This window comes from Streptococcus mitis (assembly GCF_946188685.1).
In the GTDB taxonomy this organism is placed as follows: domain Bacteria; phylum Bacillota; class Bacilli; order Lactobacillales; family Streptococcaceae; genus Streptococcus; species Streptococcus mitis_CC.
In genome coordinates this window covers 21287-45289 of sequence record NZ_CAMHWH010000013.1, presented here as the reverse complement: position 1 = coordinate 45289, position 24003 = coordinate 21287, and the positions used below count along the sequence as shown (strand labels likewise).

At 39.7% G+C, this 24003-nt stretch carries 24 protein-coding genes; 1 reads left to right on the top strand and 23 read right to left on the bottom strand.

Annotated elements, in window-relative coordinates; translation table 11 throughout:
- Positions 1-137: 137 nt before the first annotated feature.
- Genes nusG through pbp2a form a run of 4 tightly spaced genes read right to left on the bottom strand, consistent with a single transcriptional unit; the run spans position 138 to position 3314 of the window.
- On the bottom strand, positions 138-674 hold the full coding sequence (gene nusG / locus N8N51_RS09980; RefSeq protein ID WP_049486629.1) for a transcription termination/antitermination protein NusG: 537 nt from the start codon (positions 672-674) through the stop codon (positions 138-140).
- A gap of 53 nt (positions 675-727) precedes the next feature.
- On the bottom strand, positions 728-904 hold the full coding sequence (secE, locus tag N8N51_RS09975; protein ID WP_001210991.1) for a preprotein translocase subunit SecE: 177 nt from the start codon (positions 902-904) through the stop codon (positions 728-730).
- Between the two features lie 9 nt (positions 905-913).
- Positions 914-1066, bottom strand: a complete 153-nt coding sequence (gene rpmG, locus N8N51_RS09970) for a 50S ribosomal protein L33 (RefSeq protein ID WP_001809375.1) — start codon at positions 1064-1066, stop codon at positions 914-916.
- Positions 1067-1118: 52 nt separating this feature from the next.
- On the bottom strand, positions 1119-3314 hold the full coding sequence (pbp2a, locus tag N8N51_RS09965) for a penicillin-binding protein PBP2A (RefSeq protein ID WP_261078133.1): 2196 nt from the start codon (positions 3312-3314) through the stop codon (positions 1119-1121).
- Positions 3315-3400: 86 nt separating this feature from the next.
- On the opposite strand from pbp2a, the gene N8N51_RS09960 reads away from it, so the two are divergent.
- Positions 3401-4276 carry an RluA family pseudouridine synthase gene (locus tag N8N51_RS09960; protein WP_314725857.1) on the top strand — a complete coding sequence of 292 codons (876 nt, stop codon included), beginning with the start codon at positions 3401-3403 and terminating at the stop codon, positions 4274-4276.
- A 68-nt stretch (positions 4277-4344) separates the two neighbouring features.
- On the opposite strand, the gene gap is transcribed toward N8N51_RS09960, so the two are convergent.
- The 19 genes from gap to N8N51_RS09865 form a co-directional block, all read right to left on the bottom strand.
- A complete protein-coding gene (gap, locus tag N8N51_RS09955) occupies positions 4345-5355 on the bottom strand; it encodes a type I glyceraldehyde-3-phosphate dehydrogenase (protein ID WP_049492462.1) in 1011 nt (336 codons plus the stop codon).
- A 311-nt stretch (positions 5356-5666) separates the two neighbouring features.
- Complete coding sequence (adhE, locus tag N8N51_RS09950; RefSeq protein WP_261104113.1) at positions 5667-8318, bottom strand: bifunctional acetaldehyde-CoA/alcohol dehydrogenase; 2652 nt, start codon at positions 8316-8318, stop codon at positions 5667-5669.
- Positions 8319-8618: 300 nt separating this feature from the next.
- Positions 8619-9029: an MORN repeat-containing protein gene (locus N8N51_RS09945; protein ID WP_020902388.1), complete on the bottom strand. Its 411-nt coding sequence runs from the start codon at positions 9027-9029 to the stop codon at positions 8619-8621.
- Positions 9016-9459 carry a low molecular weight protein-tyrosine-phosphatase gene (locus tag N8N51_RS09940; protein WP_261104112.1) on the bottom strand — a complete coding sequence of 148 codons (444 nt, stop codon included), beginning with the start codon at positions 9457-9459 and terminating at the stop codon, positions 9016-9018. Before N8N51_RS09940 ends, N8N51_RS09945 begins: the two co-directional genes overlap by 14 nt.
- Before the next feature lie 46 nt (positions 9460-9505).
- Complete coding sequence (gene yajC / locus N8N51_RS09935; protein WP_004257425.1) at positions 9506-9805, bottom strand: preprotein translocase subunit YajC; 300 nt, start codon at positions 9803-9805, stop codon at positions 9506-9508.
- Between the two features lie 116 nt (positions 9806-9921).
- A complete protein-coding gene (gene tkt / locus N8N51_RS09930) occupies positions 9922-11898 on the bottom strand; it encodes a transketolase (RefSeq protein WP_261104111.1) in 1977 nt (658 codons plus the stop codon).
- 113 nt (positions 11899-12011) lie between these two features.
- Positions 12012-13103 carry an L-ascorbate 6-phosphate lactonase gene (ulaG, locus tag N8N51_RS09925; RefSeq protein WP_001134226.1) on the bottom strand — a complete coding sequence of 364 codons (1092 nt, stop codon included), beginning with the start codon at positions 13101-13103 and terminating at the stop codon, positions 12012-12014.
- 111 nt (positions 13104-13214) lie between these two features.
- On the bottom strand, positions 13215-14888 hold the full coding sequence (locus N8N51_RS09920; protein ID WP_000242091.1) for a BglG family transcription antiterminator: 1674 nt from the start codon (positions 14886-14888) through the stop codon (positions 13215-13217).
- A 166-nt stretch (positions 14889-15054) separates the two neighbouring features.
- Complete coding sequence (locus N8N51_RS09915; RefSeq protein WP_261104110.1) at positions 15055-15762, bottom strand: L-ribulose-5-phosphate 4-epimerase; 708 nt, start codon at positions 15760-15762, stop codon at positions 15055-15057.
- 1 nt (position 15763) lies between these two features.
- Positions 15764-16627 (bottom strand): L-ribulose-5-phosphate 3-epimerase, encoded by an 864-nt coding sequence (locus N8N51_RS09910; protein ID WP_261104109.1) that lies wholly within the window; start codon positions 16625-16627, stop codon positions 15764-15766.
- Between the two features lie 3 nt (positions 16628-16630).
- Positions 16631-17296: a 3-keto-L-gulonate-6-phosphate decarboxylase UlaD gene (locus N8N51_RS09905; RefSeq protein WP_049550772.1), complete on the bottom strand. Its 666-nt coding sequence runs from the start codon at positions 17294-17296 to the stop codon at positions 16631-16633.
- Between the two features lie 16 nt (positions 17297-17312).
- The gene (locus N8N51_RS09900) at positions 17313-17798 is read right to left on the bottom strand and encodes a PTS sugar transporter subunit IIA (protein ID WP_050243351.1); all 486 of its coding nucleotides are present in this window, start codon (positions 17796-17798) and stop codon (positions 17313-17315) included.
- 76 nt (positions 17799-17874) lie between these two features.
- Positions 17875-18156: a PTS sugar transporter subunit IIB gene (locus N8N51_RS09895; protein ID WP_000241466.1), complete on the bottom strand. Its 282-nt coding sequence runs from the start codon at positions 18154-18156 to the stop codon at positions 17875-17877.
- Positions 18157-18178: 22 nt separating this feature from the next.
- Positions 18179-19636 carry a PTS ascorbate transporter subunit IIC gene (locus N8N51_RS09890; protein WP_000452073.1) on the bottom strand — a complete coding sequence of 486 codons (1458 nt, stop codon included), beginning with the start codon at positions 19634-19636 and terminating at the stop codon, positions 18179-18181.
- Between the two features lie 130 nt (positions 19637-19766).
- A complete protein-coding gene (locus tag N8N51_RS09885; RefSeq protein ID WP_261104108.1) occupies positions 19767-20390 on the bottom strand; it encodes a ribonuclease P in 624 nt (207 codons plus the stop codon).
- Positions 20391-20440: 50 nt separating this feature from the next.
- Positions 20441-21430 (bottom strand): RNA-binding cell elongation regulator Jag/EloR, encoded by a 990-nt coding sequence (gene jag / locus N8N51_RS09880; protein WP_000260003.1) that lies wholly within the window; start codon positions 21428-21430, stop codon positions 20441-20443.
- A 17-nt stretch (positions 21431-21447) separates the two neighbouring features.
- Positions 21448-22272, bottom strand: coding sequence for a membrane protein insertase YidC (locus tag N8N51_RS09875; protein WP_204372668.1), 825 nt, complete (start codon positions 22270-22272; stop codon positions 21448-21450).
- The gene (gene rnpA, locus N8N51_RS09870) at positions 22247-22618 is read right to left on the bottom strand and encodes a ribonuclease P protein component (RefSeq protein ID WP_000739245.1); all 372 of its coding nucleotides are present in this window, start codon (positions 22616-22618) and stop codon (positions 22247-22249) included. Before rnpA ends, N8N51_RS09875 begins: the two co-directional genes overlap by 26 nt.
- Positions 22619-22767: 149 nt before the next feature.
- A complete protein-coding gene (locus N8N51_RS09865; protein WP_049544477.1) occupies positions 22768-23958 on the bottom strand; it encodes an acetate kinase in 1191 nt (396 codons plus the stop codon).
- Between the last annotated feature and the right edge of the window lie 45 nt (positions 23959-24003).

Below are 24003 nucleotides of genomic sequence, written 5' to 3'. Positions count from 1 at the left end.
TATAATTCTTTAATCATAATGTTCCCCTTTCTAGATACAGTTTAACAGATTCAGAAACACTTTTGTCCCATTTCCCCCATTCTGTTCCCTACACCGTCTAAACTGCACAAAAAAGAGAGGACACGCCTCTCTCAGGGTTATAATTCTGCAATTTGATTTAGGTTTACTTCTGCAACTGTGTCATTACCAAACATAGAGATAATCATCTTCACTTTATTGTTATCAATCTCTATAATCTTACCAGTATAATCTGCAAAGGCACCATCAATAATACGTACAGTTTGACCAACTTCAACATCGATATCAAACTCTTGTACAGTTTGTCCCATAGAAACCAAGATATCACGGATTTCTTGTTCCAATAATGGAGTTGGTTTTGATCTATTTCCGTGAGATCCGACGAATCCTGTAACGTTTGGTGTGTTTCGAACAACAAACCAAGCTTCATCTGTCATGACCATTTCTACAAGAACATAACCTGGAAAGCGATTTTCTTCCACTTCTTTTCTCTTTCCATTCTTTTCAACTTGCACTGTTTGTGTTGGAATTTCAACGCGTAGAATATTATCCAACATGTTGTAGGTTTGTGCACGCTGTAATAGATTTTCTTTTACCTTATTTTCATAACCAGAATAAGTTTGTAAAACAAACCACCCTTTATCAAAACTATCCATGATATTTCCTTTCATAATAGAAGATCTCTAGTGTAAATAACTCCACTAGCCTTCTAAAAAATGTTAATAAATCGAATCAAACCTGAAACAATCAACTGGTCAAAAATGTAAATAATTACTACAAAGAAAGCTGTGTATTCCATGATAGAACGAAAATCCCTCCAGCTTTCCTTGCGAGTTGGCCATGTTGTGTCTTTAAGAAGTCTAAAAATATCTCCAATAAAACGCATCGCTCTCTCCTATCTCGTTTCTCTGTGTGTAGTGTACTTACCACAATGTTTACAAAATTTATTTACTTCTAGTCGTGTTGGCTTGGGGTTTCCGCTGATCTTAATTGAATAGTTTCTTGAACCACAAACCGCACAAGCTAGACTTGCTTTTTTTAGTGCCATAACGCCTCCATCTTGTCTATTATAACAAGAAAGCTAGGCTTTGACAAGCATCTTAACGAAATAGATTGACTACCGAATCCCATATCGTTTGAGCCTTTTCCTTAATCTTCGCATCCGAGATAGCACGGCTGGCCTCATCTACCAGATTTTGCGCACGACTTCTAATATCAGAAAGGGTATCATCCGTCTGATTCGTTTCATTACTCTGCACTTGATTTCTTGTATTGGCTGGTGCAATTCCATTTTGCTTATAGGCATTTTCAACCGTAAAGGTACTTCCTGGTGTATAAGGTAAAATGGTATTGGCAATGTTTCTAAAGACATGGGCTGCACCGTTTGAAGTAGAGCCAGCTAGATAGTGATTTTCATCAGTCGTCGGGAAACCAAGCCAGTGACTAATCACTACATCCGGAGTATAACCAATTACCCACTGATCACTTGTATATTCTGGATTGAAAACCGCTTCAGTTGTACCAGTTTTTCCTGCCATTACATAATCTGCAGGCGATGAACTAATACCGGTACCGTTGGTGAATGTCCCCAACATCATACTGGTCATCTTATCAGCTACAGACTTATCAATCACCCGTTTTTGTGAATTTTTATGGCTTGCAATAACTTGTCCACTAGCATTTTCAATTCTACTAATAAAATGAGCTTCAGGCATTAAACCTTCATTTGCAAAGGCAGCATATGCTTGAGCCATTTGCAGAGGATTGGTTTCGACACCACTTCCCAAGGCGACACCAAGAACACGGTCGACCTTTCCCATGTTGAGTCCGAATTTTTCGCCTGCCTCAAAAGCCTTGTCGACGCCCAAATCATTAACAGTGGCAACAGCAGGTAGATTAAGCGACTCTGCCAAGGCTTGATACATAGGAACTTCTCGACTCGTTTTGATCCCTGCATAGTTATCAACCTTATAGCTGTCGTACTGCATGGTATGGTTATCCAATTGCTTATTCAAAGCCCAACCTGCTTCAACTGCTGGCGTATAAACAACTAAAGGCTTAATTGTAGAACCAGGACTACGTTTTGATTGAGTTGCATAGTTGAAATTCCGGAATCCAGTTTTATCATTGTCAGCAACTTGACCGACAACTCCACGAACTCCCCCTGTTTTCGGTTCGAGAGCTACACTTCCTGATTGAGCAAATGTTCCATCCTCTGCCCTAGGAAATAGAGCTATATTTTCATAGACAACCTGCATATTTGCTTGGTAGTTTTGGTCCAGCTCTGTGTAAATGCGGTAGCCATTATTGACAATTTCTTCCTCTGTTAGATTGTACTTGGAAACGGCTTCGTTAACCACCGCATCAAAGTAAGAAGGATAGCGGTAATCTGAGATTTTTCCTTCATACTTATCGTGCAATTGCGAAGTCATATCAATTTCTGCAGCTTCGGTTTCTTGGTTTTTATCAATGTAACCCGCTGCAACCATATTTTGCAAGACAGTATCACGCCGATTGGTAGAATCTTCTACAGAATTCAAGGGATTATACAGTTCCGGCCCTTTGAGCATCCCTGCCAGAGTAGCAGCTTGATCTAAACTCACTTCTGATGCAGAAACTCCAAAGTATTTCTTACTCGCATCTTCTACACCCCACACACCATTTCCAAAATAAGCGTTGTTAAGGTACATGGTTAGAATTTGATCCTTACTATATTTTTTGGTTAATTCTAAAGCAAGGAAAAATTCTTTCGCTTTTCTCTCAACAGTTTGATCCTGCGACAGATAGGCATTTTTAGCCAGCTGTTGGGTAATAGTAGAGCCACCACCTGAACGACCAGCAGTTACAATAGCCAAGAAGAAGCGTCCATAGTTAATCCCGTCGTTTTTATAGAAAGAACGGTCTTCTGTCGCAATAACGGCATTCTGCAAGTTTTTACTGATGTCAGTCAGTTCAACGTAGGTTCCCTTTTGACCAGACAAGGCACCAGCCTCTTTTTCTTCACGGTCAAAAATGAGAGTTCGAGTTTTCAAGGCATTTTGCAAATCGTTAACATTGGTTGATTTGGCTACAGCGAATAAATAGGTTCCAACTAGCAAGCCTGCACTCAAACCTAGTATAAGGACAATCTTTGTTAGATGATAGCGACGCCAGAATTTTCTAATTGGACCTATTTGGGCTAATTTTTTTCGATCACTACGAGAGCGACGTAAGCTAGTAGAATCAGAATCCCCTAGTTCACTTGTTTCTTTTTTAAAAAGAGAAAGAAATTTCTCAAATAATTTATCTAATTTCATGCGTTTATTTTATCATCTTCATCATAGGAAGACAAGAATTTAGCTATTTCCTATCCAAATAGGGCTTTTTTTGTTACAATATCTGTATGCAATTCACATTTACATTACCAGACTCTCTACCTCAAATGACGGTAAAGCAATTACTTGAGGAACAACTCCTCATCCCTAGAAAAATCCGTCATTTTTTGAGAATCAAGAAACATATTTTGATAAATCAAGATGAAGTTCACTGGAACGAAATCATAAATCCTGGAGATATTTGCCAGTTAACTTTTGACGAGGAAGATTATCCCGAAAAAGAAATCCCTTGGGGTAATCCTGACCTCGTTCAAGAGGTTTATCAAGATCAACACTTGATTATTGTCAACAAACCAGAGGGGATGAAAACGCATGGTAATCAGCCAAACGAAATCGCCCTTCTTAACCATGTCAGTGCCTATGTTGGCCAAACCTGCTATGTCGTTCATCGTCTGGACATGGAAACCAGTGGTTTGGTTCTCTTTGCCAAAAATCCTTTTATCCTGCCTATTCTCAATCGCTTACTGGAGAAAAAAGAGATTTCTAGGGAATACTGGGCACTAGTTGATGGAAATATCAGCAGCAAAGAGCTTGTTTTCAGGGACAAAATCGGACGTGATCGCCATGATCGCAGAAAGCGAATAGTTGATACAAAAAATGGACAATATGCTGAAACGCAGGTAAGCAGATTAAAGCAATATCCAAACAAAACTTCCTTGGTTCGTTGCAAACTAAAGACAGGGCGAACCCATCAGATTCGTGTGCACCTTTCGCATCATAACTTCCCTATTTCAGGCGACCCTCTCTATAATAGTAAATCAAAAACAAGTCGGCTTATGCTCCACGCTTTTCTACTGTCCTTTACCCATCCGCTTACATTAGAGAAATTAAGCTTCAATGCTCTTTCAGATACATTTGAAAAAGAGTTAAAAAAGAATGGATGATTGCGTCATCCATTTTTCCATATAAGAAAAGCAAGACCATGAGGCCTTGCTTTTTATCGACTCAAGAATTATTTAGCGATTTTTGCGAAGTATTCAAGAGTACGAACAAGTTGTGCAGTGTATGACATTTCGTTGTCGTACCATGATACAACTTTAACCAATTGTTTACCGTCAACGTCAAGAACTTTAGTTTGAGTTGCGTCAAACAATGAACCGTAAGACATACCTACGATATCTGAAGATACGATTGGATCTTCTGTGTAACCGTATGATTCGTTTGAAGCTGCTTTCATAGCTGCGTTCACTTCATCAACAGTAACGTTCTTTTCAAGAACAGCTACCAATTCAGTAACTGATCCAGTTGGAGTTGGAACGCGTTGTGCAGATCCGTCAAGTTTACCGTTCAATTCTGGAATTACAAGACCGATAGCTTTTGCAGCACCAGTTGAGTTAGGAACGATGTTTGCAGCACCAGCGCGAGCACGGCGAAGGTCACCACCACGGTGTGGTCCGTCAAGGATCATTTGGTCACCAGTGTAAGCGTGGATAGTAGTCATCAATCCTTCAACAACACCAAAGTTGTCTTGAAGAGCTTTAGCCATAGGAGCCAAGCAGTTTGTAGTACATGAAGCACCTGAGATAACTGTTTCAGTACCGTCAAGAACATCGTGGTTAGTGTTGAATACAACTGTTTTAACGTCGTTTCCACCAGGAGCAGTAATAACAACTTTCTTAGCTCCACCTGGGTGCAAGTGTTTTTCAGCAGCTGCTTTCTTAGCAAAGAAACCAGTAGCTTCAAGAACGATTTCTACACCGTCGTTAGCCCAGTCGATTTGTTCTGGATCACGTTCAGCAGAAACACGGATGAATTTACCGTTAACTTCAAATCCACCTTCTCTAACTTCCACAGTTCCGTCGAAACGACCTTGAGTTGTGTCATATTTCAACAAGTGTGCAAGCATAACTGGATCTGTAAGGTCGTTGATGCGAGTAACTTCAACACCTTCTACGTTTTGGATACGGCGGAAAGCAAGACGACCGATACGTCCGAAACCGTTAATACCAACTTTAACTACCATTAGTGATTTCCTCCTTATGAAAATCATGAAAATTTTATTGTGAAAAGAGTAACTTGAATCACTACAAATCACCTTTCAACAAACCTATTATATAACTATTTGAGTTAAATTGCAAGTACGGGCGTTGTTTTTTGTCTACACCTCACTTATTTTTCTTTCTCCTTTGAAAGCCTATACTACTGTCTTTCTTTGTCTACCTAGTCATTTACCGGTTTCCTTTTAAAATGAAAAGTGAAAAGCTAAAAATTATTTTCAATCTTCCAATTTTACAAAAAAGAGACAGGAAATTCCTGCCTCTAGGCTGATAACAATTATTTACGGCGTCCTGGTCTTTCTTTGTAACCATAGTAAGAATCTTCGATGATTTCTTGCATATGGTCAACCATTGGAAGACGTGGGTTTGCAGGTGAACATTGGTCTTCATAAGCAAGGAAGGCTAATTCACGTGAATGTTCTTTCCATTCTTTTTCGTCAACACCTTGTGCTTTGAAGTTCATTTGGATACCTACGCGCTCACCGAGTTCGTAAACAGCTTTTGCAAAAGATTCAACCCCTTCTTCTGGTGTAGAAGCTGGAAGTCCAAGCATACGAGCGATATCTTGATATTTCTCGTCTGCACGGTAGTAGTTGTACTTAGGCCATGTAGCTGTCTTAGCTGGGCGAGTACCGTTGTAACGGATAACGTATGGAAGCAAGATTGCATTTGTACGACCGTGGATTGTGTGGAATTGCGCACCAATCTTATGGGCCATTGAGTGAGAAATACCTAGGAAGGCATTGGCAAAGGCCATACCAGCGATTGTTGAAGCGTTATGCATTTTCTCACGTGAGTGGAAGTCTGCATTCTTAACTGAGCTTTCAAGGTTTTCGAATACAAGCTTGATGGCTTGAAGTGCAAGTCCGTCAGTGTAGTCGCTAGCCATTTGTGATACGTAAGCTTCAGTCGCGTGAGTCAATACGTCCATACCAGTGTCCGCAGCAACAACTCCAGGAACTGTCAATACCAAGGCAGGGTCTACGATTGCCACGGTTGGTGTCAATGAGTAGTCAGCGATTGGATATTTACGGTTATTTGCTTTATCAGAGATAACGGCAAATGGTGTTACTTCAGATCCTGTACCAGATGTTGTTGGGATTGCGATGAATTTAGTCTTCTTACCAAGTAATGGGAATTTGAAGGCACGTTTACGGATATCCATGAATTTTTGAACAAGGTCACGGAAGTCCACTTCTGGTTGTTCGTAGAAGAGCCACATTACTTTAGCAGCATCCATTGGAGATCCACCACCAAGAGCAATGATTGTATCTGGTTTGAAGGCACGCATAATCTCAGTACCACGGTTTACAGTTGTGATATCTGGATCTGGTTCTACATCAGCAAAGATTTGGTAAACAACCTTATTGCGACGAAGATCAAGTTGCTCGATGATACGATCAAGGAAACCAAGCTCTACCATGGCATGGTCAGTAACGATCATGACACGTTCAACGTCACGACATTTTTGAAGGTATTGAATTGAATCACGTTCAAAGTATGTTTTTGAAGGAAGTTTCATCCATTGCATGTTATTTCTCCGTCTTCCGACTTTTTTGATATTCAAGAGGTTAATGGCACTAACGTTATCCCCAACTGAGTTGCGTCCGTAAGAACCACATCCAAGTGTCAATGATGGCAAGAAGGCATTGTAAACGTCCCCGATACCACCGAAAGTAGAAGGTGAGTTACAGATAACACGAATAGCTTTAACAGCTTTACCAAATTCTTTAGTCAATTCTTCATCAGCTGTGTGGATAGCTGCTGAGTGGCCAAGACCGTTAAATTCAACCATTTGACGAGCCTTAGTAATACCATCTTCACGGCTTTCAGATTTCAAAACTGCGATAACTGGTGATAATTTTTCACGAGTCAATGGCTCATTTTCGCCAACTTCTTTACATTCTGCAGCAAGAATGTTTGTTCCTTCTGGAACTGTAAATCCTGCTTGTTCTGCAATCCAGGTTGCTGGTTTACCAACGATGTCAGCGTTCAATTTTGCACCAGCACAGTTTTTGCTATTTGCTTTCACGCCGAAGCAGAATTCTTCAAGAAGTGCTTTTTCTTTTTTGTTTACAAAGTAAGTGTGATATGATTTGAACTCTGCTACAAATTCATCATAAATTTCTTTATCAATGATAACCGCTTGTTCAGATGCACAGACCATACCATTATCAAATGATTTAGACATAACGATATCGTGTGCTGCTTGACGGATGTTTGCTGATTTTTCAACATAAGCTGGAACGTTTCCGGCACCTACCCCAAGAGCTGGTTTACCACATGAGTACGCCGCTTTAACCATGGCATTACCACCTGTTGCAAGGATTGTTGCAACACCTTCGTGGTTCATAAGGGCACTTGTTGCTTCCATAGATGGTTCAGTGATCCACTGTACGCAGTTTTCAGGAGCTCCAGCTGCGATAGCTGCATCGCGAACGATACGAGCTGCATGAGCAGATGATTCTTGTGCTGATGGATGGAAAGCAAAGACGATTGGGTTACGTGTCTTCAATGAAATCAATGATTTGAAGATTGCTGTTGATGTTGGGTTTGTTGTTGGAGTGATACCACAGACAACACCAACTGGTTCTGCGATAAGAGTCAAACCTGTTACATCGTCTTCTTCGATAACGCCAACTGTCTTAGTGTGACGCATGTTGTTTACTACGTGTTCACAAGCAAACAAGTTCTTAGTTGCTTTATCTTCAAATACACCACGTCCTGTTTCTTCATAGGCATGTATAGCCAATTCTCCGTGGGCATCCAAAGCTGCCACTGACGCTTTAGCTACGATATAGTCAACCTGTTCTTGGTCGAGTTTACGCATTTCCTCAAGGGCAACTAGAGCTTTTTGCACCAATCCATCAACATGCTTCTCAGCAGCGAGTTTCTTTTCCTCTGGTGTCACAGTTTTTTTATCAGCCATATTTTCCTCCATAGCTTTCAAGGATCGATATCCTTTGTTAATTTTTTCACAAGTTTATTATAACGCATTATTTCAACTTTGTAAACAGTTTCATAAACATTTCACAAAGAATTTTTTATTGTTTGTGAATTTTTTCTCATTTTCTTTACTTATCAAGTTTTTTCTTTAGAGTTTGTGAAATGAATTTCAAATATTTTTTTATTTCACAAGCTTGATTGGAAGAGGAACTTGGAAAGAGATAGATTTTCTAGTAAGCGCTTACTTTTAGATGATAACAATACCTCCTTTGATAAGGAGGCTTTATTTTTGTTGAAAAACGCCTTGTTTAAAAGTCCCTTCATAAACAACTTCTTGTTCTGTTGTTAGTTTTCCTTTTCCTTCAGCCTGACCATTTACAAAATCGCCTTCGTAGGTCCAGCCTTCTTTAGATTGAAAGGTACCTTTTCCGTTGAAGGCTCCATTGTTGAAACCACCTGTATATTGGTCCCCATTTTGGAAGGTAATGGTTCCTTGGCCATTCATTTTACCACGTACAAGACTGCCGTCGTAAACAATCGTTCCATTATCAAGCTTTAGAACGCCTTTTCCGGGAATATTTAGAAAAAAGACGAGTACGGCACAAAAAACAATGGTAACTACTGCCAAAAGCTCTAAACGTGGACGAGTCAGATAGACACGATACTTTTCGTAAAAATTCTTAAGATTTTCCATCTTCATTCTCCTTCTCTAAACGTTCTAACCATGCTTGACACCCCTCTTGAACACGTCGATAGGTTTCCTCAAAATCTCCTGTATACCAAGGATCTGGAACACTTTCAGATGCGAATGAGTAAATCTTATCTTGACAGTCTGCTGGACACATCTGACGTAAGTCAGAAACATTTGAAGCATCCATGCCGATAATATAATCAAAGGCTTCAAAATCTTCCTTACTAATCTGAAGCGATGTCTTGCCTTTTTCATAAGGAATCTCATACTGTTGAAAAATCCCTTGAGTTCCCTTATGAATCGGATTGCCATGTTCCCAAGAGGAAGTCGCTCGACTTTGGATTTCATAATTATCTGTCATTGATTTCATAACAAACTCGGCCATAGGACTACGGCAAATATTTCCCAGACAGACAAAAACTAGTTTTTTCATCCCATTTCCTTTCTTTTATAGAAAAACGGGAGTTAGTAATCCCGTCTTATTTTTCAATTGCGCCTTCTAGTGAAGCTGTTTCTTTCAGCGGTAATACGGTCTTGATAGCAGCTAGTTCAAAAGTCAAGTAAACTCCATCTACATCAAGAACAATCGTTCTCTTCTCAGTATCTACTTCATCGACTGTTCCGTAAAGTCCACCGATTGTAATCACTTCATAGCCTTTTTGTAGTTTATTTAAGCTTTCCATACGTTTTTGTGCTTGTTTCTTTTGAGAGCGTTGCATAAAGAACATCAAGGCAAACATCGCTACAAGCATAATTAAAAATGTATAATTTGGATTCATTTTCTTCTCCTTTGTCTTTTACATAGGACTACTATATCAAATTTCAGCTACTTTTACAAGATTGTACCTTGCTTTTCTAGTAAGAAAAACCAGAGCTTGCGCTCTGATTCTTAGGGTTATTTCAAATTTTGAACGACTTTTACAAGATTTTCAACAGTAAAGCCATATTCTGCCAATACTTTTGGTGCTGGGGCAGAGGCTCCGAAGGTATCAATACCTAGAACGGCACCATCAAGACCAACATATTTGTACCAGTTTTGAGTTGCACCCATTTCGACTGCAACACGACGGCGAACTTCATTTGGAAGAATTTCTTCCTTGTAAGCCACATCTTGTTTATCAAAGACATCTGTAGATGGCATGCTGACTACGCGGACTTTTGCACCTTGACTAGCCAATTCTTTGGCAGCTGAGACAGCAAGATTAACCTCTGAACCTGTCGCAATCAAGATGGTATCAAAGTCTGATGCATTTTCATAGACAACATAGGCACCTTTTGCAACCTTGTCGAAGTCTGTTCCTTCTTCAACAGTCAAGTTTTGACGTGTCAAGACAAGGGCAGTTGGTGTTTTTTCACTTGTCACTGCAAGGTACCAAGCCGCTTGCGTTTCACGCGCATCTGCTGGACGGAAAACATTTAGATTTGGCATAGCACGAAGACCTGCTAAGTGCTCAACTGGTTCGTGAGTCGGACCGTCTTCCCCAACCGCAATAGAATCGTGGGTAAAGACATAAGTCACAGGAAGTCCTTGTAAGGCTGACAAGCGAACAGCTGCCTTCACATAGTCAGAGAAGACGAAGAAAGTTCCACCGTATACACGAAGTCCACCGTGAAGGGCCATCCCGTTCAAGATAGTTCCCATTGCAAATTCACGAACACCAAACTGAATGTTACGGTTCAAGCGATTAGTATCGTCTTGAAGTCCGTCAGTCTTGATATAAGTCATGTTTGAGTGAGCTAGGTCAGCTGATCCACCTAAGAAGGTTGGTAACTTAGCTGCCACAACGTTCAAAGCATCCTGACTCGAGTTACGAGTTGCTTGAGAGAAGCCATTTTCTAATGCTGGGAAGTCTGCTGGAGTCACTTCAACTGGATCACGTCCATCGATGATGGCTTCTACTTCTGCAGCCAGTTCTGGATGAGCCTCTTTATAGTCAGCAACTAATTTAGTCCAAGTTTGATAAGCTGATGCACCACGGTCTGCAACATGTTCTTTGAAATCAGCATATACTTGTTCTGGGATTTCAAATGGTTCGTAGTCCCAACCAAGGGCTTGACGAGTTGCTGCAGTTTCATCTGCTCCAAGAGGAGCACCGTGTACAGCATTAGTTCCTTGTTTGTTTGGAGAACCGTATCCAATAACCGTCTTCACTTCAATCAAAGATGGCTTGCCTGAAGCTTTAGCTGTTTCGATAGCAGCATGAATAGCTCCCAAGTCTGTTCCATCTTCAACCAAGGCAGTATGCCAACCGTAGGCATTGTAACGGTCACGAACACTTTCTGTAAAGGAATCCTTTGTCTCACCATCCAAGTTGATATCATTTGAATCATAAAGAACAACCAACTTGTCTAGTTTTTGCAGACCTGCGTATGAAGCCGCCTCGCTTGAGACACCTTCCATCAAGTCTCCGTCTCCACAGATAACATAAGTATAGTGGTCAAAGATATTGTAGCCTTCACGATTATATTTGGCTGCCAAAAATCGTTCTGCTTGGGCAAAACCAGTGGCAGTTGAAATCCCTTGACCTAGGGGACCTGTTGTAGCATCAATTCCTGCTGTATGGCCAAATTCTGGGTGACCTGGTGTTTTTGAACCCCATTGACGGAAGCTCTTGATCTCATCCATGCTGACATCTTCAAAACCAGAAAGATGAAGAAGGGCATAAAGGAGCATTGAACCATGGCCTGCTGAAAGAATAAAGCGGTCACGGTTAATCCAGTTTGGTTGAGCCGGATTGATACGAAGTTGTTTTGTAAAGAGGCTGTAAGCCATCGGAGCTGCTCCCATAACCACACCTGGGTGACCTGAGTTGGCTTTATTAATGGCGTCAATACCTAGGAAACGAATTGCATTAACAGATAGATTTGACATAGAATTTCCTTTCTATTTGAGGTGATTATTGAATCACACATTCTATTTTACTATTATATGAAAATTATCCGTATCATGCAACATACGGATAACCTCCAAAGAATATTTTTATATTATAGCAAAGCTTTAAATTGAATGTTAGAGTCTTGTTCAAAACAATCATCAAAACCACGTGGATGATGGTATTCTACTAAGTGTTGATCTTGAGGATAAGTGTACTTACCGCCGACTTCCCAGATAAATGGATGGAAATCGTATTGCAAGCGATCTTTTCTCATTTTCCAAAGTTCTAGAATCTCATTAGTAGAAGCCATGAAGTTAGACCAGATATCATAGTGAACTGGGATAATGACTTTGGTACGCAGATTTTCTGCCATACGAAGAAGGTCGATAGATGTCATTTTATCTTGGATACCTACCGGATTTTCACCATAGTTATTCAAAGCAACATCAATTTTAAAGTCTTTACCATGTTTTGCAAAATAGTTTGAGAAGTGAGAATCTGCACCATGATAGATGGTTCCACCTGGTGTTTCAAAGATATAGTTAACAGCCTTTTGAGCCATTTCTTCATCTGTAACAGCTAAGCCAGCAAGTTCACCGCCTGTCTCATCAGCACCGTTCACTGGGAGAGTTACCAAGCAAGTACGGTCAAATGATTCTACTGCATGAATCTTCATATCTTTTAATTCGATAGTGTCACCTGGTTTAACAACGATGATACGTTCTTTTGGAACACCCCATCCTTCCCAGATTCGTCCACAGTGGTAAGGACCGATAAACTTAACATGCTCTAACTTAGGATTGTTGAGAATTGCTGCAGCTGTGTATGGGTCGATATGATCACTATGGAAGTGTGAAACTAAGTAATAGTCTAGTTCGTTGATAGCAAATGGATCGATAACCATTGGCTGAACACGCAAGTTTGGTTGCAACTTACGAACACCTGCCATATTTGCCATTTGGTGCCCACGAACCATATCTTTCACTTTTTTGGTTGATTTTCCACGGTTTGACCAAAGGTCCATGACAACGTTAGCACCACCTGGTGTCTTAATCCAAGTACCACAGTTGCCTAGCCACCACATGGCAAAATTGCCTTCAGGTACGACTTCTTCTTCGATTTCTTCGTTCAACCATGTTCCCCACTCTGGGAAAGTAGCTAAAATCCATGACTCTCTTGTAATTTCTTTGACGTTTGGCATATGTTGCCTCCTTTGGATATAATTGTTATCTTTGAAACTAGTATACCACCCTTCAAAACACTAAAAAAGACCAAGAAAAACACAGGTTTGTGTTCATCATTGGACTGTCCTTCAAATATCTTCCAAAAAAGCTTGAACTACTATTTCTTGATTTATAAGTGTTTGAACCTCTTCTTGGAACTTACTAGCCAACTTGCTGTCTACAATATAAGACGAAATAAGACTAGAAAGATTTTCACTGAAACTTTTGCTCTCATTACGAAATATATTGTGTTTAAGATAGTCTAGCATTTTCAAAATATCTTCTGCTTCAAGGATAGGATTAACTCTTAAAATCGGAAATCTGCTATCCAAATCATCATTAGTAGTAATCACTACATCAACTTGTGCAATATCTTCCACACTCTTAAATTGTTCTGTTGTAAATACAGTGCCAATTTGCTCATTTGGAAAATAAAGTTTGCATTGTTTCAGCAAAAGTCTCGAAACCGCAACACCTTCATCACAAACGAGATAAACTTTTTTCATATTTTTTTGAGACGATGGTGTATACTTTAAAAATCCTCCAATATGAATCGTCAAATAGGCAATATCATCGTCTGTTAGCCGAATAAACCATGCTCCTTCTAAAATTTCCGCAGATTTTCTAGTGACTAAAAATAATTCTCCATACTTGGATCGAATTTGTTTTGTTAGAGGATTTTTAGAAAAAATACCGTAAGTCTTTCTAAATAACAAGGCTTTACAGTGGATCATCAAATTTCTTAACAAATCATCCTTGTTCTCAATCTCCATTCGGATTTGTGATTCAAAATACCAGATAAATTCTTCTAAAGCAAGTTTTAATTGCCGAAAATCATCACTTTCTGCATGAATATCCAAATCTTTACGATAGGAGAGGAGAAGAACAGCTACAAGAGAAACTTCAAGTTCTGACAAAGAAATTTCAAACTTTTGAAACAACCGTTCTCCTAATTTCTTAGACACCTGATACTCTATTCTTTTTCTTATCAAAGAAAATTCTTTCTCTATATCCTGATGTCTTTCTTGATACTGTTCAACATTATGACAGCTTAACAGCAAATAAGGTAGCACCTGCAACATAAAAGTTACTTCATGATGATTTATTTTCTTCCCTAAATCTTGTTCAACTAAAGGAACCTGTTCCTTAAAAAATTGGTTCATTTCAACAGAAAGCAAACACTCACCATCTAACCTCTCTTTCATCTTATCTTCTAAAATAGATACAAAAGTGGCATTTTCTTCCATAAAAATATGATATAGAAGCGATTGAAGATACTGAATTTTATTAAGAGGGTGGGCATGAAGATGGTATCCCTGTGACTTGCTCACTTGCAAGGTCACCTGATATTGTTCCAAAGTTAGTTGATAACGAATACTATTCAAATCATTGAGAACAGTATTCCTAGACACCTCTGTTAACTCCATCAATTTTTCAATCGTAATACGTTCTTTAGAAATACCTATCCATAGTAACATTATCATCATACGTTCATGCGCACTCATGATATAATCATACGAATCTACTTCTGATAATAGTTCACAACAAGCATCTCTCTGCTCTTCCGTTAAGTGAATACCAATTCGTGGAATACTAATGATGTGAAGCGCCTCGTCACCCAAAGCAGCATTGATTTTGTCAATGTGATAATAAATTTTCCTTCTTGACTCTTTCAAATCTTTCGAAATCGCCATAATCGTTTTGGACGTTTCTTGATCCATCAAATATTGAAGTAAATCACAACTTGCCTTATCCAGTACCATATTTCATACTCCTCTATCAATCAACTGCCTTGAAAACAACTTTATAATAGTATCACATTCACTAACGCATTTCAATTATCAACAGTAGTCTCTTAATAACGAATACTTACAATTACAAAAGCGAGGCTTGGATCGAAAGGTCCTAGCCTCTTTTCAATTCAATTTCTTATTTCTTTTGACCGTAATAAGCATTTGGTCCATGTTTACGTTGGTAGTGCTTTTCTAGAATGTACTGGGGAGCAGGTTCAACTCTTGGATTGATTTGCTCTGTGAAACGATTCATCTTAGACACTTCCTCTAGTACAACAGAGTGATAGACAGCATTCTCTGGATTTTTGCCCCAGGTGAATGGACCGTGATTACGTACGACAATCCCTGGTACTTCAACAGGGTTTAGACCACGGCGTTCAAACTCTTCCACGATGACCAGACCAGTATCTTTTTCATAGGCTACTTCTACTTCATCCTTGGTCAAACTACGGGCGCAAGGAATTGAACCGTAGAAATAATCCGCATGGGTTGTTCCATAGAAAGGAATATCACGACCTGCCTGAGCCCAACCAACAGCTTCTGTCGAATGGGTATGGACCACACTAGCAATCTCTGGCCAAGCCTTATATAACTGCACATGAGTTGGAAGGTCCGAAGATGGCCTTAAATCCCCTTCTAGGACCTTACCATCTAGATCAGTCACTACCATGTTTTTAGGTGTCAATTCGTCATAATCCACGCCTGATGGTTTGATAACAATGACACCGAGTTCGCGATCGACTTCAGATACATTCCCCCAGGTAAATTTGACAAGTCCATGTTTTGGCAATGATTGATTGGCATCACAGACTCGTTTACGCATAGCATTGATTACTTGATTCATCTTACATCAAACCTACTTTCTTAATTAGTGGGTAGAGAAAAGCTTGGGCCTCTTGAATAGCTTCACGTGTTTCTTCTACAGTTTCACAATTTTCAGACCACATTTCGATTAGGAAAGGTCCATTATAATTGGTTTGTTTTAAAATATCGAAAGCTTCTTCCCATTTGACACAACCTTGCCCAAAAGTTACATCTCGGAACTGGCCCTTTGAACTTTCTGTCACTGCATAAGTATCCTTGAGATGGAGAGCTGCGATGGCATGATGCCCAAGATAAAATTCACTGTAGACATCATTATGCCATGCAGATACATTACCAATATCTGGGTATACAAAGAGGTAGGGAGAGTCAATCTCTTTTTCTACAGCCAAGTATTTTTCGATGCTATTGATGAAAGGATCATCCATAATTTCAATAGCAAGTACCACCTGAGCCTCTTCAGCCCAGTCACAAGCTTTTCTCAAATTTTTGATAAAACGTTGGCGTGTCTGGGGTGACTTTTCCTCATAATAAACGTCGTAACCAGCTAATTGAATAGTACGAACTCCCAAGTCTTGGGCTAATTCAATACATTTTTTCATGAGTTCTAGAGATTTTTCCTCTATAACTGGATCATTTGATCCCAATGGGTAGCGACGATGGCCTGAAAAACAGATAGAAGGAATACGAACACCAGTTTTATAGATTGCTTTGACAACTTCCAAACGCTCGTCCTTGCTCCAGTCCAGTCTTGCTAAACGCTCGTCACGTTCATCAATAGACATCTCTACAAAATCAAAGCCTAACTCCTTGGCAAAATTTAAACGTTCTAGCCAAGTAAAGTGTGTCGGGGTTGCCTTTTCATAAATTCCAATTGGACGTGCCATGGTTTACCCCCAAATTCGTCTGATTTCATCCTTGAAGGCACGCGCTGCTCCTGCTGGATCCGCAGCTTCTGTAATTCCACGACCTGCGATGAAGGTAAAGACATCAACGCCTTCAAATAGTTTGAGAGTATCTACATCTAGACCACCTGTTACAGACACACGGAAGCCCATGTCGATGAGTTTTTTAACCTTATTAAGGTCTTTTTCACCCCAAGTCTCACCAGCAAGAAGTGCATCACGAGATTGATGATAAATAGCTTGTGAGATACCAGCATCTAGCCAAAGCTGAGCTTGTTCAAAAGTCCAATCGCCATAAAGTTCAATCTGGATTTCGCCTCGGTCTCCACGTTCAGCCGTGATAGCCTTTAGAGCCGCTTCCATAGTAGGGATAGTTGCACAACAGATACAAGTCATCCAATCGGCACCACGAACGGCATTATTTTTGGCAACTGTTCCACCAGCATCGGCACATTTTGTGTCTGCCACAATAATCTTATCTGGAAAAAGGCTTCGCAAGACTTCAACCAGTTCACTTCCAACTTGTAATAAGCAAACAGTTCCAGCTTCGATAATATCTACTTCCTGACCAACAGAAACAGCTGCTTTAATCGCTCCTTGCAAGTCTGAATGATCTAATGCAACTTGTAAATTAGGTATTCTTTTTGTCATCTCTTTATTCCTCTTTCTAACTTTCCAAATCCAATCCCTCGAGATAAGGGCTATCCTTAGATTCTTCAATCATCGCCAAGACATCTTCCTTAGTCTGGCAAGCCTGTAAACGTGCGATAGAATCTTCTAATTCAAACAAGGCAATAATCTGTGGAATGGCTACACTTGTGTGAATTTTTGAGCTTGTTGCTGCTAGTGCCAACAAAACTGAAACTTCTTTCCCATCTGAAAATACAACAGGATTTTGTAAGGTGATCAATGAAAAGGCATCTCTTTGCACTCCAGCTTCAGGTCTAGCATGGGGCATAGCCATACCTGGCATTAAGATATAGTATGGGCCATACTCTTCAGTCGATTCGATAATAGCATCGTAATACTCTGGCAAAATTGCTCCACTTTCAATCAAGGGATCTACCGCTACCTTGACTGCTTCTTTCCAATCGTGAGCCTCTAAACCTAGTCGGATCGAGTCATTGTCAATTAAAGCTTGTTTTAAATTCATATCTGCCTCCTTTATTTAAAGAGGGAGAAGGACAGAAACGATAACTCTCAGTTTCTATCCAGCCCCCTCCAACCTTTTACTGTAGTGCTTGACTGAGTTTTTCAGTGATTTCTTTATCATCCATCAAGTTGTCAAGCCCAATTAACTTCCCATTAGTCCGACCTTCTAATTCTTGGATCAAATGAAGAGAAGCGATTACGATATCATATCCTGCTGCTAAACCTTTAGCTTCACCGACACTGCATGAATTGACTGTAAAATCTGTTTGATTAAGCTTACGGAGAGCATTTTCAACCTTCATCTTGATAACCATTGATGAACCCATTCCATTTCCGCACGCTGCTAATACTTTAACCATTTTATTTCTCCTTTTCTAGATACTAAGCTTCTTCTTGAACTTCACCGTTGTAATATTTCTCTTTATCTTTTGCTTTGGCAAATTGAAGTTGAGGAATAACAAGCAAGAAGAGACACACAAGTACATAACCAACAATACCAAGGTATTTAAAGATATATCCAAATCCAAGCCATGGGAATTCAAAGTCGATATTTCCATGGTAACCACCATAAGATGCTAAATCAAGAAGAGCTACACAGAGAGCTCCTAAAGCAACTTGGAGAACACCTGAGATGAAGGATAGGATAACAGCCGCTTTCCATCCGCCGCGTTTATCAGCGTAGACCGCAATGGCTGCATTGTCAAAGAACACTGGTACAAATCCTGTAATAATAAGAATCGGATTTTTAAAGACGATGAGCAAGACAATTGTGATCAATTGACCAATCAAACCAAAGGCAAATCCTGACAAGACAGCGTTTGGAGAACCAAATCCATAAGAAGCTGCAACGTCAACCGCTGGGAATGAGCCTGGCAACAATTTGTTTGAAATACCTTGGAAGGCGTTTGTCAACTCAGATACGAACATGCGGACACCTTGCATCAAAACGAACAAGTAAACTGAGAAGGTAAAGGCTGTTTGAATAATGTACATAAAGAAATCTTGTTTAGCAGGATTGAATAGAGTTCCTGAAGTGATGACTTCTTTATTAGACATAATGTCTGGACCCAAGATTAAAAGAATGGCTCCAAAGAAAACGAGCATCAAGGTAGCAGATGCAACAACTGTATCGTGGAAGATTGAGAGAAACTTAGGTAATTTAAGATTATCTAAACTTTCTTCTTTCTTGCCAAAGCGTCCTGCTATTTTATCTACAAACCAGATTGCAAATTGTTGTTGGTGACCAATCGCAAACCCACCACCACCAGTCAAGCGTTGAGTTGCTTCAACAGTCATATTTGAACTAACTGCCCAGTAAAGTCCACAGATGATACCGATTGCCGCTGTACCATAAGCATTGCGCAATTGTGGGACTAAGAATAGAACCATAAGAGATACGGTTGCAGCTTGTTGTACCATGATGTGCCCAGTAATAAAGAGGGTTCTTACCTTCGTAATCTTACGAAGAGCTACAAGTAAGATATTTATTCCAAAACCAATCAATAGAGCTGTAGTTGCAGTCCCGACAAAATCTGGAAACTCTGCTGCAATTTTGTTGTTTGCTGCAGCCAGTCCAAAGTAAGGGTCGATAACGGCTGCACCAATTTGGAATTTGTAGTTAAGGGCTGCTAAGATAGGACGGAAGGTTGTAACCAAGCCACCAGCACCTACGTTGAGCAACATATACCCTACTGTTGCTTTAACAAACCCTGAGAAAACGTCATGGGCAGGTTTTTTCAAAAGTGCGTATCCTATCAACACCAATAAACCTACGAAAAATGCGGGATTCTGCAAAATATTGCTAGAAAACCAATTTAGAACACTTGAAATGACTTCCATAATTGTTCTCCTTTTGAATTGTTTTTATAGTTTTATTATATATTTTGAAAGCGCAAACAAAAAGACCAAGAATTACACATCGGACTGTTCAATCTTGGACTGTATGATTTATAATATTTTAATGATTAGCTTATTTTCTCGTAGCTAGATAAAACGGAAGAATTTTATCATAAGATTTCAGTAGGGCTTCTACGATTTCTTCTTCAGATGAATTATCTGTCACTGGAACATCTATCTTCACTAAAACTTTTCGGACTTCCTGATTGGATAGTTTATTTCTTAAAATTTGACGGTTCTCCTCAGTAGCCTCCCACCGTTGACATTGACCATCTGAGTAGGTCAGATAATAAATCCCTTCTACCACCGGAACTTCTAATACTTTGGTTTGTTTCTCCAAAGTTTGCTCATCTTTCTTGCGCTCGATAAAACTAACTTCTAGTGAGACACCAAAATCAGAGGGTACTCCATACAAACGAAGGGCCAACATAGGTTCTGTCATTTGTCCGTCTCTCTGTATATAAACCCAAAAATGTGGTCGTAAACGTTGCGCCTGATTCATCCACTGGCTAGTCTGTTGGAGTTGCCATTCTGGATGGCTTGCTTGAAAGGCTTTAGCCAGTTCTGTAAAAGTCTTTCGTGCCTCTTGACCTTTGTGGCGAAATGCCAGCATCTTCTCTCGCTCTGCTCCCGCCTTATCAGGATTACGGTACTGCAAACCAGCAAAGTCTAAATAGTCTCTTATCTTATTCAACATTAATTTAATCTCCTCCAGCTAGCAAAAAATCAGGAGAACCCTGATTTTGTTTATTCTGTATCTACAACGACATAGCGATTTGGCTCATCACCCTCAGAGTAACTAGTCACGCCATCCATACGTGAAATAATACGATGAATAATCTTGCGTTCACTATTTGACATAGGATCTGTTTGATGACTACGTCCTTCTTCTAAAACACGAGTCGCCAATTTTTGAGCATAGGTCTGCAAGACTTCTGCACGATGTTCAACATAATCATTGACATTAATAGTAATGTAGAAGGTCCTTGCATAGCGGTTGTAAAGATAATTTTGAGCCAATAGTTGTAAGGCCTTCAAAACTTTGCCATGGTAACCGATAATACGACCTGGCTCATTGGTATCAATTTGTAAATTGATGCTACGACGGTTATAATCATTTGAAATCGTCGCCTCAACATCCATATCATCAATGATTGTTTGGACATAAGTCGTTACTTCCGTAGCTACTTGTTCAATGTCAAAGCTCGGTTCCACTTTTAAGCCCAAATCTTCTAATTCTTGACTTTCAGTTTGTTCAGCTCGACTCTCAACAATAGGAGTTTCTACTTCTTCCCCGAAACCAGCTTCTTCAAGCTGTAATTCATTTAAAATCTCAATATGCCCAGTTTCTTCTAAAATGGTGTTAGCATGTTTTTCATTTTTCAAAATTTCAGCCTTAACTTCATCAGAAACCCCTTGGCCTTCTTCTTCAATCTTTTTAATTGCTTCTACAACATGCCCTAAATCAACAGTCGCTTGACTGACTGTTTTGACTGGTTCATTTTGTTCGTTAATTTCTTTAGGAACACCCTTTACAGCCTGCTGATTAGCTTTAATGACCGTTGTTTCACTAATAGCTTCAATATCAACTTGAGCTGGTTTTTTACCAAATAAACCAAGAAAGCCATTTTTTTCACGAGAAATGACTTTGATGTGAGCCTTCAGTCTTGGGATATCTAATTCTTTCAATCCTTTCTGGATTGCTTCTTCAACAGTTGAACCTGTAAATACTACCATTACCAGATTCCTCCTTATTATTTCGTTTTCTGAGCCTTTTTCTTGGCTTTTCTTTTTCTATTTTCCAAATCTTTCTGTGCCTGAACTACCGCCTCGCGCTCTGCGATAATCTTGAATGGATTGTTCAAGAAATAGGTTTGCAAGACTTGATAAGCATTGGACACTGTCCAGTATAGGGCGACTCCACCTGGTGCATAAACTGCAAAGATAAAGATCAAGACTGGAATCCCATACATCATCGCAGTCGTAGCGCCATTACGCTCAGACAAGGCTTGGTTGGACAACCAAGTACTTAAAAAGGTAAATACAGCTGCTAAAATCGGAAGAACAAGGGTTGTATCCACACCACCAAGGTTAATCCATAAGAAATGACCTGTCTTTAAAAAGTCAACTCTTGATAGAGCTTGGAACAAGGCCAAGATAACCGGCATCTGAATCAAAATCGGCCAAAGAGAATCTGACTGTCTGACACCCATTTCTTTAAAGACTTTACGCATTTCTTGCTCTAGCTTGGTTCTGCTTTCCATATCTCGACCTGGATATTGTTCTCGAAGCGCCTTAATACGTGGTTGAGCTTCCTGCATTTTTCTGGAAGCCACCATTTGCACTTGAAAGACTGGCAAAAGCAGTGTACGAATCAAGACCGTAAAGAGAATAATTCCCACTCCGATACTGATATCAAATGATAAAAAGCGAATGATTTCCGCAAAGAAGTAAACAAATTTACTCCAAAAATCAGCCGAATCTGCTGTAATATCGCTAGTTGCCCCATTTGTTGCACAGGCTGTCATGATCAATAGGGACAGTCCTAGCAAACTAGTCAACTGTAGTTTCTTTTTCACTCCCATTTCCTTCCTGGTAAATCTTTGATAATTTTAATACGTGGAGTAGATTTTTCTCCATCTCTGCGTATCCCAAGGTTTCGACTCCTTTTCGAGCAATGACAACAAAGTCGACATCTTCTACCAGACTCCCTTTTGCATTCTGGATAATATGTCTAATTCGTCGCTTGATTTGATTTCTAGTGACGGCATTCCCCAGTTTTTTGCTAACTGATAGACCTACTCGAAAATGGTTTTTCTGATTTTCTAGTTGGTAGACAACAAACTTGCGATTGGCAAAACTTGTCCCCTCCTTGAAAATCGCCTTAAAATCTTTCTCTCTTTTTACACGAAAGTTTTTCTTCAAAACTCAACTCCATCTATTAAATTACTACTATTATACCATATTTTTCAAAAAAGCCAATCATAGCAAGGTTTTGCACAATTTCATCAGAAAAAGAAGCTGGAAAAATCACTTTCCCAACTCCTTGTACGGAATATTTTTTCTAATTTTAGTTATTTTTTCAAACGTTCAACGTCACGGGCAATAACTAGCTCTTCATCAGTTGGAATAACCAAAACACGGATCTTCGCTGCCTCTGTTGAGATGTCTCCTGTCACACCAAAGACGTTCTTTTCTGGATCAACATCACAGCCAAACCAAGAGATACCTGAGATAACATCTTCACGTACGTTTGCTGCATTTTCACCGATACCTGCTGTGAAGATAATAGCATCTGCTCCATTTAAGACTGCAAGGTATTGACCGATATGTTTTTGGATACGGTCAACATACATTTCATAAGCCAAAGTGGCATCGTGGTCCCCTTCTTCCATAGCAGCAATCACATCACGCATATCACTAGATTTACCTGAAACCCCCATCAGTCCTGATTCACGATTAAGAACGTGACTAATGTCTTCAGGCGTGTTAAAGTCCTCTGTATATTGCATTAAGTAAGGAATGATAGCTGGGTCAATATCCCCTGTACGAGTTCCCATCATCACACCACCAAGTGGAGTGAATCCCATTGAAGTATCAACAGATTGACCACCCTTAACTGCTGTAATAGAAGCACCATTACCGATGTGGCAAGTAATCAATTTCAAATCTTCTAATGGACGTCCCAAGAGTTTTGCAGCTTCTCCTGCTACAAACTGGTGACTTGTACCGTGGGCACCATATTTACGAACCTTGTTTTCTGTGTAATATTTTGTTGGTAGAGGATAGCGATAAGCTTTCTCTGGCATAGTTGTGTGGAATGAAGTATCAAAAACAACTACACTGGTAATGTCTGGCAACAATTCCTTGAAGGCACGAACACCTGCTGCATTGGCTGGATTGTGGAGAGGAGCTAACAAGCTCAACTCTTCAACTTTTTCTAAAACATCTCCCTCAACGACTGTTGATTCTTTAAAATATTCTCCACCTGCAACAACACGGTGTCCAACACCTGTAATCTCATCATAAGCCTTGATAATATCGAAACGAATCAAGTCATCCAATAAGATTTTAACAGCTTGTGTGTGATTTTCGATATCCAAAATTTGTTGTTCAGAACGGCCGTCAAATTTTACAGTTGAAATAGAATCTTTCAAACCAATCCGTTCAATTAAACCTTTAGCAAGAACTTTTTCCTCTGGCATTTGATAAAGTTGCCATTTCAAACTTGAACTTCCCGCATTGATTGCAATTGTTTTTGTCATAACATGATACCCCTTTTTAAGCGTTTTCATCTATTATAACAAAAT